This window comes from Actinomadura sp. RB99, from assembly GCF_014706005.1.
Taxonomy (GTDB): domain Bacteria; phylum Actinomycetota; class Actinomycetes; order Streptosporangiales; family Streptosporangiaceae; genus Spirillospora.
On the sequence record NZ_JABMCA010000134.1, the window covers coordinates 1 to 12,565 of the forward strand.

12 protein-coding genes are annotated in these 12,565 nt (G+C 71.5%); 7 read left to right on the forward strand and 5 right to left on the reverse strand.

The genetic code is table 11. The features are described from left to right. Both amrb99_RS48210 and amrb99_RS48215 read right to left on the reverse strand, forming a co-directional pair. Positions 1–1,410: ABC transporter permease (locus amrb99_RS48210; RefSeq protein WP_190868828.1), on the reverse strand; the 1,410-nt coding region annotated here is incomplete at its 3' end. Beyond that, positions 1,407–2,186: an ABC transporter ATP-binding protein gene (locus tag amrb99_RS48215; RefSeq protein ID WP_190868829.1), complete on the reverse strand. Its 780-nt coding sequence runs from the start codon at positions 2,184–2,186 to the stop codon at positions 1,407–1,409. The genes amrb99_RS48215 and amrb99_RS48210, both read right to left, overlap by 4 nt. A 241-nt stretch (positions 2,187–2,427) precedes the next feature. Here amrb99_RS48215 and amrb99_RS48220 point away from each other — a divergent pair, with 241 nt between their 5' ends. From amrb99_RS48220 to amrb99_RS48235, 4 genes are all read left to right on the forward strand, one after another. Then, positions 2,428–3,204, forward strand: a complete 777-nt coding sequence (locus amrb99_RS48220) for a TetR/AcrR family transcriptional regulator (RefSeq protein WP_347257185.1) — start codon at positions 2,428–2,430, stop codon at positions 3,202–3,204. A gap of 58 nt (positions 3,205–3,262) precedes the next feature. Beyond that, entirely contained in the window at positions 3,263–4,264 is a 1,002-nt protein-coding gene (locus tag amrb99_RS48225; protein ID WP_190868830.1) for a diiron oxygenase, read from the forward strand. 3 nt (positions 4,265–4,267) lie between these two features. Then, on the forward strand, positions 4,268–5,869 hold the full coding sequence (locus amrb99_RS48230; protein ID WP_190868831.1) for an NAD(P)/FAD-dependent oxidoreductase: 1,602 nt from the start codon (positions 4,268–4,270) through the stop codon (positions 5,867–5,869). A gap of 90 nt (positions 5,870–5,959) precedes the next feature. After that, positions 5,960–6,772, forward strand: coding sequence for an SDR family oxidoreductase (locus amrb99_RS48235; protein WP_190868832.1), 813 nt, complete (start codon positions 5,960–5,962; stop codon positions 6,770–6,772). Between the two features lie 97 nt (positions 6,773–6,869). Here the strand turns inward: amrb99_RS48235 and ctaD are convergent, their stop codons facing one another. Continuing rightward, positions 6,870–8,525, reverse strand: coding sequence for a cytochrome c oxidase subunit I (gene ctaD, locus amrb99_RS48240; protein ID WP_190868833.1), 1,656 nt, complete (start codon positions 8,523–8,525; stop codon positions 6,870–6,872). A 94-nt stretch (positions 8,526–8,619) separates the two neighbouring features. On the opposite strand from ctaD, the gene amrb99_RS48245 reads away from it, so the two are divergent. Beyond that, positions 8,620–9,117 (forward strand): 2-thiouracil desulfurase family protein, encoded by a 498-nt coding sequence (locus amrb99_RS48245; protein WP_190868834.1) that lies wholly within the window; start codon positions 8,620–8,622, stop codon positions 9,115–9,117. On the opposite strand, the gene amrb99_RS48250 is transcribed toward amrb99_RS48245, so the two are convergent. Next, positions 9,118–9,750, reverse strand: a complete 633-nt coding sequence (locus tag amrb99_RS48250; RefSeq protein WP_190868835.1) for a TetR/AcrR family transcriptional regulator — start codon at positions 9,748–9,750, stop codon at positions 9,118–9,120. Positions 9,751–9,830: 80 nt separating this feature from the next. Between amrb99_RS48250 and amrb99_RS48255 the strand changes: the two genes are divergently transcribed. Further along, the gene (locus amrb99_RS48255) at positions 9,831–10,550 is read left to right on the forward strand and encodes an SDR family NAD(P)-dependent oxidoreductase (RefSeq protein ID WP_190868836.1); all 720 of its coding nucleotides are present in this window, start codon (positions 9,831–9,833) and stop codon (positions 10,548–10,550) included. Between the two features lie 25 nt (positions 10,551–10,575). Here amrb99_RS48255 and amrb99_RS48260 read toward each other — a convergent pair whose 3' ends face one another. Then, positions 10,576–11,520, reverse strand: a complete 945-nt coding sequence (locus tag amrb99_RS48260; protein ID WP_190868837.1) for an AraC family transcriptional regulator — start codon at positions 11,518–11,520, stop codon at positions 10,576–10,578. Positions 11,521–11,603: 83 nt separating this feature from the next. Between amrb99_RS48260 and amrb99_RS48265 the strand changes: the two genes are divergently transcribed. Beyond that, complete coding sequence (locus amrb99_RS48265) at positions 11,604–12,440, forward strand: NAD(P)H-binding protein (RefSeq protein WP_190868838.1); 837 nt, start codon at positions 11,604–11,606, stop codon at positions 12,438–12,440. The last annotated feature ends 125 nt before the right edge of the window (positions 12,441–12,565 follow it).

A 12,565-nucleotide genomic window follows, 5' to 3' on the forward strand; every position in this document is an offset into this window, starting at 1 on the left:
GCCGCGCAGCCGCGCGGCCGGGGCGCCGGCGACGGCGGCCGCCGGTTTCGCCACGGCGGGCCCGAGCACGACCATCGCGACCAGGCCGAGCACCGCGCCGGCGGCGGCCATCGCGACCTGCCCGCCGGACGCGCCCAGCACGACCGTGCCCGCGGCCACCGCCGCGAACACCCCGCCGACGATCACGCGGGTGTCGGACACCCGGGACGGTTCCGCGGCGACCTCGCGCAGCGCCGCCAGGGGCCGCACGCGGGACGCCCGCAGCGCGGGCCCGAGCGCCGCGACGAGCGTCACCAGCAGCCCGGCCGGGACCGCGACCAGCAGCGTCGTCGCGGAGACGGTGAGCCCCTCCATCACGATCCCGATCCGGAAGGTCGTGAACAGCAGCCGGAGCAGCGCGGCGAAGCCGAACCCGCCGGCGAGCCCGGCCAGCGTCGCGGCGCCGCCGATCACCAGCGCCTCGATCGCGGCGACGGTGAGGACCTGGCGGCGGCCCGCGCCGAGCGCGCGCAGCAGCGCGGACTCGCGGGTCCGCTGCGCCATCGTGATCGCGAACGTGTTGTGGATGCTGAACGCCGCGACGAACAGGGCCACCCCGCCGAACGCGCCGAGCACGATCCGGAACGTCTTGAGGAAGCCGTCCTGGACGGCGGTCATGCCCTCGTCGACCTGGGCGCGGTTGGTGACGGCCTCGGTTCCGGCGGGCAGCACCGGGCGGATGCGCGCGGCCAACTCGTCCTGGCTCACCCCGCCGGAGGCGCGGATCGAGACGCCGCTGATGCGTCCGGGGGTCTTCGCGACGTACCGCTGCGCGCCCTCCAGGCTGAACGCGGTGAACGACGTCTCGCCGAACGCGTCCTCGGAGCCGAACCTGCTGATCCCGACGACCGTCACGGGGACGCGCTCGGGCGTGAGGACGGCCGTCCGGTCGCCGACCTTCAGCTTGCCCTCGTCGGCGAACATCTTGTTGATGACGACCTCGTCCGGGGCGCGCGGCGCGCGTCCCTCGGCGAGCCGGTAGGGGTTCAGCTTCGGGTCGTTCAGCCAGTTCCCGGCGGTCCTCGGGCCGCGGGACGGGATGGTCGTGCCGTCCTTGGCGAGCAGCTGCCCGGAGCCCTGGATGACGGGTTCGGCGTTCGCGACGCCGTCCACCGCGCGCACCTTCCCCAGCACGGACGCGTCGATCTGGCCTCGCGCGCCCCACGGCGCGTCGCTCACCTTGGTGGCGTTGCGGACGCTGACGTCGCTCCTGCCGTAGGCGCCGGAGAAGTAGCCGTCGATGCTGGACGCGAGCGTGTCGCCGAGCACCAGCGTGCCGGTCAGGAACGTCACGCCGAGGAACACCGCGACCAGCGAGCCGGCCATGCGGCGCTTGCGCCCCCACAGCTCCTTGAAGACGAGCCCGGTCATGACCGGTCCCCCAGCCCGCGCATCCGGTCGAGGACCCGGTCGGCCGTGGGCTCGTCCATCACGTCGACGACGCGCCCGTCGGCGAGGAACACGACCGCGTCGGCGTAGCCGGCCGCGACCGGGTCGTGGGTGACCATCGCGACCGTCTGGCCGAGGTCGTCGACGGCGCCGCGGAGCAGGTCGAGCACCTCGGCGCCCGTACGCGAGTCGAGGTTGCCGGTCGGTTCGTCGGCGAACACGATCTGCGGACGGGTGACCAGCGCGCGCGCCAGCGCCACCCTCTGCTGCTGCCCGCCGGACAGTTCCGACGGCTTGTGCGTGAGCCGCTGCCCCAGCCGCAGTACCCGCACCACGGTGTCCAGCCATTCCCGGTCGGGACGGGTGCCGGCCAGCGTCATCGGCAGGACGATGTTGTCCTTCGCGGTGAGCGTCGGGAGCAGGTTGAACGCCTGGAACACGAACCCGATGCGTTCGCGCCGCAGCCGGGTCAGGCGCCGGTCCGAGAGCGCCCCGAGCTCCTCGTCGCCCACGTAGACCTTCCCGGACGTGGCGTCCTCCAGGCCCGCCACGCAGTGCATCAGGGTCGATTTGCCGGCGCCGGACGGGCCCATGATGGCGGTGAAGCGCCCGGCGGGGAACGCCACGCTCACCTCGTCGAGCGCGCGCACCGCCATGTCGCCGGTCCCGTAGACCTTGGTGAGCCGTTCCGTGCGGGCGCCGCCCGTTGCCGCGTCCGCCTCGCCGATGGTTCGTCTTGCCTCTGCCGCGTTTCCCATGGCCGGGATCGTCACGCGCCGGTACGGCCCGCGTCGTCCGGCAGCGAGAGGCACCGCGCCTACCCCGGAGGCGGCACCGGCGCGCCCGCGCGTACGACGGGGGCGGCAGCGGAGCCGGGCCGGGTACCCCACTGGGGGTACGTCCCCGCCGGAAGATCAATAAGACGCGATGTCCAATTGTGATGCGGGCAACATACAAGCAGGCTTGCTTGCTTGTAAGTGTGCTCGTACCGTTGGAGGCGTGTCAGTGAGCAGCCGCCGGCGCCGGCGCCACAGCAGCGGTACGCGCCGGACCCAGGAGGAACGCCGGTCGCGCACGCAGGCCCGGCTCCTCGAGGCCACCATGGAGTGCCTGGTGGACCTCGGCTGGTCCGGCACGTCCACCACCGAGGTGGCCCGCCGCGCGGGCGTCTCGCGCGGGGCTCAGCAGCACCACTACCCGACCAAGATGATCCTGGTCGCCGCGGCGCTGGAGCACCTGCTGGAGGCGCAGCGCATGGCGTACGAGACGGCGTTCGCGGTGCTGCCGAAGGAGCGCCGCGACGTCACCGGCGCGCTCGACCTGCTCTGGGAGGTCTTCCGCGGCCGGCCCGCCAAGGCCCTGATGGAGCTGGCGGTCGCGGCCCGCACCGACGAGGAGCTGCGCCCGCTCTGTGTCGACCTGAACGAGCGGATCCTGCAGACCATCGCCGAGACCTTCGAGAAGCTGTTCCCCGCGAACACGCTGCCGCCCGACTTCACCGACACGATGCTGCGCGGCCTGTTCGCGATGTTCGTCGGGCTGTCGATCCAGAACGCCCTGGACGACGACGCGCGCGGCAACCAGGCCGCGGTGCTCCGCCAGGTGAAGGAGATCGCCCGGCTGATCGTCCCGGAGCCCGGCGGCCCCGCCCCCGACTTCGCGCCCGCCTCCGCCCCCGCACCGGAACCCGCGCCCGCACCGGCGCCGGAACCGGACGGCGAGACCGGCGGCGCGCCACCGCAACGGCCCGCGACCACCGCCGCGGGCACCTCCTAGCCCCGCAGAGTCACCCCCGGCCCCCGCAGGCCGCACCACCCCCGAGGGAGCGCCTCACATGCCGAAAGCCCCCACCGAACTCGCCGACGAGGTCCGCGAGCAGGTCAAGGACAGGAAGTCGTATCTCGGCGTCGTCGACCGCCTGAACAAGGCGTCGGTCGACAAGCACTGGGAGGCCTACGCCGACATCCCGTGGGACGACCCGGACTTCGTCGTCGACAAGAACGACCCGCGCTGGGTGCTGCCGCAGTTCGACCGGCTCGGCGAGACCGAGTGGTACCGGTCGCAGCCGCCGGAGATCCAGGCGCAGATCGGGCTGTGGCGCGTCGCCACCGCCATGAAGATCGGCCTGCAGTTCGAGAACCTGCTCAAGCGCGGGCTGCTGAACTACGCCTACCGGCTGCCGAACGGCCGGCCGGAGTTCCGGTACGTCTACCACGAGACGACCGAGGAATGTCACCACGGGATGATGTTCCAGGAGTTCGTGAACCGGACGAAGATGCCGATCCGCGGCATGCCGCGCTCGCTCAGCCTCATCGCGCAGGCCGCGCCGTGGATCCCGCTCGTCAGCACGGAGATGTTCTTCGTGTTCGTGCTGGGCGGCGAGGACCCCATCGACTACGTGCAGCGCAAGTCCCTCAAGGGCGGGCACATCAAGCACCCGCTCGAAGAGACCATCATGAAGATCCACATCGCGGAGGAGGCGCGGCACATCTCCTTCGCCCGCCACTACCTCAAGCACCGGATCCCGACCATGAACCCGGCGCGCCGCCGGATCCTCGGCTTCGCGACCCCCATCGTGCTCGGCGTGATGGCGCGGATCATGCTGTCCCCGCCCGGGCCGATGGTGCGGCACTTCAACATCCCCAAGGACGTCGTCCGGCAGGCCTACAAGAGCCCCGCCTCGCAGGCGGAGATCGCCAACTCGGTCGGCAAGATCCGCGACCTGATGGCCGAGCTCGGCGTCATCGACCCGGTGAACAAGCGGGTCTGGAAGGCGTTCGGCATCTGGGACCGGCCGGGGACGCGGCGCCCCGTCGACGAGCCCAAGGCCGCCTGAGCGATGGCCGGGGCGAACGGCGCCCGCGCGAACGGCGCCGGCGCGGCGGGGCCGGACGGTCCCGCCGCGCGCCGGAACGCCGTGGTGACGCCGGCGGCGGGACGCGGCGGGCCGTACAAGGTCGTCGTCATCGGGACGGGCTTCTCCGGCCTCGGCATGGCGATCGGGCTGAAGAAGGCCGGCGTGCACGACTTCGTCATCCTGGAGAAGGCGGACGAGGTCGGCGGCACCTGGCGGGAGAACACCTATCCCGGCTGCGCCTGCGACATCATGTCGCTGCTGTACTCCTACTCGTTCGAGCCGAAGAACGACTGGTCCCGGATGTTCCCCAAGCAGGGCGAGCTGCTGCGGTACATCAAGGACATCGTCGGCAAGTACGAGCTGGAGCAGCACATCCGGTTCGGCACCGAGGTCACCGCCGCCGAGTACGACGACGCCACCGACACCTGGCAGCTGTCGGTCGAGGGCGCGGGCGCCGAGCCCGGCGAGATCGTCCGGGGGCGGGCGCTCGCGGCGGGCATGGGCCCGCTGCACCAGCCGAACGTCCCCGACCTGCCCGGCCTCGCGTCCTTCGAGGGCACGACGTTCCACTCCGCCGAGTGGGACCACTCCTACGACCTGACCGGCAAGCGCGTCGCGGTGATCGGCACGGGCGCGTCCGCGATCCAGTTCGTCCCGCAGATCGCGAAGCGGGCCGGATCGCTGACGGTGTTCCAGCGGACACCGCCATGGATCATGCCGAAGCCGGACCGCAGGGTGACCGGGCTGGAGAAGGCGCTGTTCCGGCGCGTCCCGGGGTTCCAGCGCGGCTACCGCAACGGCATCTACCTGCTGCAGGAGAGCTTCGTCCTCGGGTTCAAGAACCCGCGCCTGCTCAAGGCCGCGAGCTCGATCGCGCAGTGGCACCTCGCCCGCCAGGTGCCGGACCCCGAGCTGCGCCGCAAGCTGACCCCCGACTACACGATGGGCTGCAAGCGGACGCTGGTGTCCAGCGACTACTTCCCGGCGCTGATGCGGCCCAACGTGGAGCTGACCACCGAGGGCATCGCCGAGGTCCGCGAGCACTCGATCGTCACGCGCGACGGCCGGGAGCACGAGGTCGACGCGATCATCTTCGGCACCGGGTTCCACGTCACCGACGCGTTCGAGAACGCGCGGATCACGGGCCGGAACGGGCTGAAGATCCAGGACGCGTGGAAGGACGGCATCGAGGCGCATCTCGGCGTCGCGGTGAAGGGCTTCCCGAACCTGTTCCTGCTGCTCGGCCCGAACTCCGGCCTCGGCCACAACTCGATGATCTTCATCATCGAGGCGCAGGTCCGCTACGTCCTGCAGTGCCTGGCGATGCTGGACGCGGCGGGCGGGGCGCGGATCTCGGTGAAGCCGTCCGTGCAGGACCGGTTCAACGCCTGGGTGCAGCGCAAGTCGGAGGGCGCGGTCTGGGTGTCCGGCGGCTGCGACAGCTGGTACCTGGACCGCAACGGCGTGAACCGGGCCGCCTGGCCCGCGTCGACGGTGAACTACTGGCTGCGGACGCGCCGCCTCGACCCGCGCGACTTCACGGTCGAGGGGCGCGACGACGAGCCGGCGGTCCCCGTTCCGTAGCCGGGTGAGTGTCGGCCCGGCCGTCCCACCCCGTAGAATCCCGCAATTGAACACAACATCCAATTAGACGCATCGAGCGGAGCGCGCAGAATGAGCATCGCGATCGTGACCGGAGGCGCATCCGGCATCGGCCGTGCGATCGCCACGTCCCTGGTGGCGCGCGGCGACACCGTCGTGGTCAGCGACATCAACGCCGACGGCGCCGCGGCCGTCGCGGACAAGCTGAACACCCTCGGCAAGGGCAAGGCGTCCTCCGCCCCCCTCGACGTCACCGACGCCGAGGCCGTCACCGACCTCTACAAGCGCGTGAAGGCGGAGAACGGCCGGCTCGACCTGGTCTTCAACAACGCCGGCATCGCGATCGGCGGGCTGGCCGAGGAGCTCACCCTCGACCACTGGAACCGCGCGATCGACATCAACCTCAAGGGCGTCGTGCACGGCGTGCACGCCGCGTACCCGATCATGCTGGAGCAGGGCCGCGGGCACATCGTCAACACCGCCTCGCTCGCCGGGCTCGTCCCGATGCCGATCGGCATCCCCTACACCGCCACCAAGCACGCGGTCGTCGGCCTGTCGCTCGGCCTGCGCGCCGAGGCCGCCGGGCGCGGTGTCAAGGTCAGCGTGGTCTGCCCGAGCTTCGTCGACACCCCGCTGCTGCACAACGTCAACCCGGACCTGCCCGAGACGCAGCTGAGCGGCAACGCGACCGGCGACATCGCGAAGGCGTCGCCGCGCCTCTACACGGCCGAGAAGCTGGCCCGCGACATCATGAAGGGCGTCGCCAAGAACCAGGCGCTCATCGTCGCCCCGGCGCACGGCCGCCTCGCCTGGCGCGGCGTCCGCCTCAACCCGGCCGCCGCCGTACGCGTCGCGCAGATCGCCGTCAGCCGCATCGCCAAGTAGCCGCCCCGCCCGCGCGCGCCCCACCCCCGCGCGCGGGCATGCACTGCGTCGGCGTCCACCGCTTCACGTTCCCCGTTTCCGGGGCATGGCGGCCGCGTCAGGCCGTCTCGTCCGGCGCGGCCTCGGGGGCCTTCGGGTAGTGGAGGTCGAAGGCGGGCCTTTCCGAGCGGATCCGCGGGATGGACGTGAAGTTGTGCCGCGGCGGCGGACATGAGGTCGCCCATTCCAGCGAATTGCCGAACCCCCACGGATCGTCCACCTGAACCCGCGTGCCGCGGCGCGACGTCCGGTACACGTTGTAGATGAAGAACAGCGTCGAGATCCCGAGCAGGAACGCACCGGCGGTGGAGATCCGGTTCAGCGCGGTGAACTCCTTGGGATAGTCGGCATAGCGGCGCGGCATCCCCTCCGCGCCGAGCCAGTGCTGGACGAGGAACGTCGTGTGGAAACCGATGAACAGCGTCCAGAAGTGCACCTTCCCCCACGCCTCGTTCAGCATCTTCCCCGTCATCTTCGGCCACCAGAAGTAGAAGCCGGAGAACATCGCGAACACGACCGTGCCGAAGACGACGTAGTGGAAGTGGGCCACCACGAAGTAGGAGTCCTGCACCTGGAAGTCCAGCGGCGGCGACGCCAGGATGACGCCCGTCAGCCCGCCGAAGAGGAACGTCACGAGAAAGCCCACGGCGAACAGCATCGGCGTCTCGAAACTGAGATGGCCGCGCCACATCGTCCCGACCCAGTTGAAGAACTTCACCCCGGTCGGCACGGCGATGAGGAACGACATGAACGAGAAGAACGGCAGCAGGACCTGCCCCGTGGTGAACATGTGGTGCGCCCACACCGACATCGACAGCCCGGCGATCATGATCGTGGCGCCGACCATCCCGAAATAGCCGAACAGCGGCTTGCGGCTGAACACCGGGATGACCTCGGTGACGATGCCGAAGAACGGCAGCGCGATGATGTACACCTCGGGATGCCCGAAGAACCAGAACAGGTGCTGCCAGGTCAGCGCGCCCCCGTACGCCGCGTCGAACACGTGCGCGCCGAGCCTGCGGTCCGCCTCCAGGCACAGCAGCGCCGCCGCCAGCACCGGGAACGCCATCAGCACGAGCAGGCTCGTCAGGAAGACGTTCCAGGTGAAGATCGGCAGCCGGAACATCGTCATTCCCGGCGCCCGCATCCCGATGACCGTGGTGATGAAGTTGACGCCGCCGAGGATCGTGCCGAATCCCGACAGCGCCAGCCCCATGATCCACATGTCGCCGCCGATTCCGGGCGACCGCAGCGCGCTGTTCAGCGGCGCGTACGCCGTCCACCCGAAACCCGCGGCGCCGCCCGGCGAGACGAACGACGCGAAAACGATGACGCCGCCGAACAGGAACAGCCAGTAGCTCAGCATGTTGAGGCGCGGGAACGCCACGTCCGGGGACCCGATCTGCAGCGGCATCACCACGTTCGCGAAACCGACGAAGAGCGGCGTCGCGAACAGCAGCAGCATCACCGTGCCGTGCATCGTGAACAGCTGGTTGTACTGCTCGTTGGAGACGATCTGCAGGCCCGGTGAGGCGAGCTCCGCCCGCATCACCATCGCCATCAGGCCGGCCAGCAGGAAGAAGACGAACGACGTGGTCAGATACAGGTATCCGATCACCTTGTGGTCGGTGGTGGTCAGCCAGGACACCAGGACCGAGCCCCGGGGACGTCCCTCGGAAGGCGCCTCCGGGAGTCGACGGCCGAGAAGGACCATGCCGGGCTCCCAATCGACGGGGGATGCCCACAACTATTCGCCGGGGATCAGGGAGGCGCAAGACGTCTCCGCGTCCCCGCATAGGCTGAAAGGCGTGGAGCGCATACTGGTCAGTTCCTGCCTCGTGGGACGGCCCGTCCGATACGACGGGGCCGCCAAGCCCGTGGGCGGCGGCCTCTTCGAGCGGTGGCGCGCGGAGGGCCGGCTCGTGCCGTTCTGTCCCGAGGTGTCGGGCGGGCTGCCGGTCCCCCGGCCGCCCGCCGAGATCGTCGGCGGCGACGGCGGCGCCGTCCTCGACGGCACCGCGCGGGTCGTCACCGAGGCCGGCGCCGACGTGACCGCCGCGTTCCTGCGGGGCGCCCGCCTCGCGCTGGCCGCCGCCGAGCGCGCCGGCGCCCGCATCGCGCTCCTGAAGGAGGGCAGCCCGTCGTGCGGCAGCGGCCGCGTGTACGACGGCACGTTCTCGGGCGCGTCCGTCCCCGGAACCGGCGTGACGACGGCCCTCCTGCGCCGCGACGGCATCCGTGTCTTCGGGGAGGACGAGCTCGATGCCGTCCAGGAGCTCCTGAGCGCCCTGGAGCAGGCTCGCTGATCAGCCGCGGCCCATGAACTCGGCCATCTCCTCCGGTGACAGCGCGGGAGCGGGCAGCGGATGCGCCGCGCCCGCGCGCAGCCCGTCGAGGTAGACCCCCAGGAACCGGCGCCAGACGGCGGGCATCGCGTCCCCCGACTCGCGGATGATCTGGGACATCGCCCACATCAGCGGCACCAGGTCGGTGACCTCGAAGTCACTCCGCAGCCGCCCGGCCTCCTTGGCCCGCTCGGTGATCGCGGCCAGGTGCTCGAATCCGCGGTGGCACGCCTCGCTCAGCTCGGACGCCGGCGGGAAGCGGCGCGCGAGCACGTCGTTCAGCCCCCGGTCCTCCGCCTGGAGCGCGACGATCCCTTCGATGAAGGCGGCGAACCCCGACCAGGGATCGGGATCGTCCAGCGCCGCCGCGGCGAGCCGGTCGAGCTCGGCCAGCCGGACGGGGAAGATCGCGTCGAAGAGGTCCTGACGTGCGGGGAAGTGGTTGTAGAGCGTGCCGATGCTGACCCCGGCGCGGCGCGCGACCTCCTCCAGCGGTGCGTCGAGGCCGCGATCCCCGAACACCTGCGCCCCGGCCGCCACCAGCTTCTCGCGGTTCCGCGCGGCGTCGGCCCGCGCCGGCCTGCTCCTGGACATGCCGCCATCCTACGAAGTTGAGGAAACCCTCGACTTTCGGCTAACTTGAGGGGCTCCTCAACTTATTGGAGGTCCCGACCATGACCGCGACGACCGTCGTCATCGGCGCCGGCCCCGGGCTCGGCATGTCGATCGCCCACCGGTTCGGCCGCGAGGGGCACGCGATCGCCCTCGTCTCCCGCAACGCCTCACGCCACTCCGGCTACCTCGCGTCGCTGGCGTCCGCCGGCATCGAGGCGACGTCCCACCCGGCGGACATCCGCGACCGCGACGGCCTGCTCCGCGCCCTCGACGCGATCACCGCGCGGCACGGCGCCATCGACGTCCTCTACTACGGTCCCGGCGCGGCCGACCCGGCCGCCCGCCCGGCACCCATCACGGAGACGGACGTCCCCGCCGCCCAGGAGGCGATGGGCTGGGTGTACCCCGCCATCGACGCGGTCCGCGCGGTCCTGCCCGGCATGCTGGAGCGCGGGGACGGCGCCCTGCTGTTCGCCGGCGGCCTCAGCTCGGTCGTCCCGCTGCCGATGATCGGGAACCTGGCGATCTCGTCCGCCGCCCTCCGCAACTACGCGATCACCTTGAACGCCGCGCTGGCGGACCAAGGCGTGTACGCGGGCACCCTCACCATCGGCGGCCTCATCGAGCGCGGCGACATCCACCGCATGTTCCTCGCGGAGTCGGAGCGGCTCGGCGGCATGACCGTCGGGACGCTCGACCCGGACGACCTCGCCGACGCGGCCTGGAACCTCTACAAGAACCGCGACAGCGCCGAGGCGATCTTCAACGTCCTCACCTGACACCCCGCCCGAGCAGCCGACCGGGTCAGCCCGTCCCGCGCCGCCAGCGGGACGGGCTGACGCCCCGGGCGCGCTTGAAGGCCACGCTGAAGGCGAACGCGTCCTCATAACCGACCTCGCGCCCCACCGCCGCCACCGTCGCGTCGGTGTCGCGCAGCAGATCGGCCGCGAGGGTCATCCGCCATCCGGTGAGGTACGTGAGCGGCGGCTCGCCCACCAGCCCGGTGAAACGCGCCGCGAACGACGCGCGGGACATCCCGGCCTCGGCGGCGAGCGCGGCGACGGTCCAGCGCCGCGCCGGGTCCCCGTGCAGCAGGCGCAGCGCGTCGCCGATCGCCGGATCCGCCAGCGCCCGGTACCAGGACGGCAGCTCCGACTCCGGCCGCGCGCACCAGGCCCGCAGCGCCAGGACGAGCACCAGGTCCAGCAGCCGGTGCAGGACGGCGTCCTGGCCGGGTTCGTCGCGGCCGACCTCGGCGGCGAGCAGATCGAGCGCGCCCCGCGTCCGGGGTCCGGCCGGGACGACCGCCACCTCCGGAAGCATCTCCAGGATCCGCCCTCCCACGTCGCCGTGCAGCTCGTAGGCCCCGCGCAGCATGACGGTGGCACCGGGCAGCCCGTCGCCGTAGGTGCGGGGAGCGAGGTTCCACTCCGCACCCGCGACCGGATCGCCGCTGTCGGCCCGGTACTTCTTCCCCTGCCGGATCACGACCTGGGCGGGGGTGGACGGGTCGTCCGCGATCGTGTACTCGCCGGCCGTGGTGATGAGGGCGATGTCGCCCGCGCCGAGGCGGACCGGCGCTGCGGCGGACCCCTCCAGCCGGACCGCCGCATGGCCTCCGAGCGTGGCGACCACCGTGAGCGCAGCCGTGTCGTCGAAGGTCAGCGCCCATGGCGGACGCTGGACCAGCTGCCTGACCAGCGCATCCCCCGCACGCGCCCGATGCAGCAGATCGCTCAGGACGTCCATGCCGCACCACGCTAGACGATGACAAAGGTATTCGAGACGTTCTCTCATGGATCGTCTACGCCTGATGCGGTTGCGTAGGAGCCATGGAAACCACACTCATCCTCGGCGCCACCGGGAAGACCGGACGCCGCGTCGTCCGGCGGCTGCGCGCCGCCGGCCATTCCGTCCGCACCGCGTCCCGCACGGGAAGCGACGTGACCGTCGACCTCGGCGACCCGGCGACCTGGCCGACCGCCCTCGACGGCGCCACCGCCGTCTACCTCCTGGAGCCCGTCCTCCAGCCGGTCCCGGACCGCGAGGCGCGCATCCCCGCGTTCGTGACCGAGGCGGTCTCCGCCGGCGTGCGGCGCCTCGTCCTGCTCTCCGCCCACGGGGTGGGCGAGGCCGCCGACGACCATCCCCTCAAGTCCGCCGAACGGGCCGTGCGCGGATCGGGTGTCGGCTGGACGATCCTGCGCCCCGGCTGGTTCGCGCAGAACTTCAGCGAGTCGTTCTGGAAGCCGTGGGTCCTCAGCGGCACCCTGGCCGTGCCGACCGGCGACGGCCGCACTCCGTTCGTCGATGCCGAGGACATCGCCGAGGTCGCGGCGGACGCGCTCACCGACGACAAGCACAGCGGACGGACCTACCAGCTGACCGGACCGCGGGCGATCAGCTTCGCCGAGGCCGCCGAGCTCATCGGCAAAGCCGCTGGGCGCACGGTCCGGCACGTCGACGTCACCCCGGAGGCCTTCGCCGAAAGGCTGGCCTCGAACGGCGTCCCCGCGGGCACCGCGAAGGTGCTCGCCGGTCTCCTCGCGAACATCCGCGACGACCGGGAGGCGACGGTGTCCGACGGCGTCGACCAAGCCCTCGGCCGGCCGCCCAGGGCGTTCGAGGACTACGTCACGGAGGCCGCCGCGGCAGGCCACTGGGACTGACCCCGGAAATGCGAAAGGCCCCGCCGTGAACGGCGGGGCCTTCCTCACAAAATGTCCGGCGGTGTCCTACTCTCCCACACAGTCTCCCATGCAGTACCATCGGCGCTGAAGGGCTTAACTTCCGG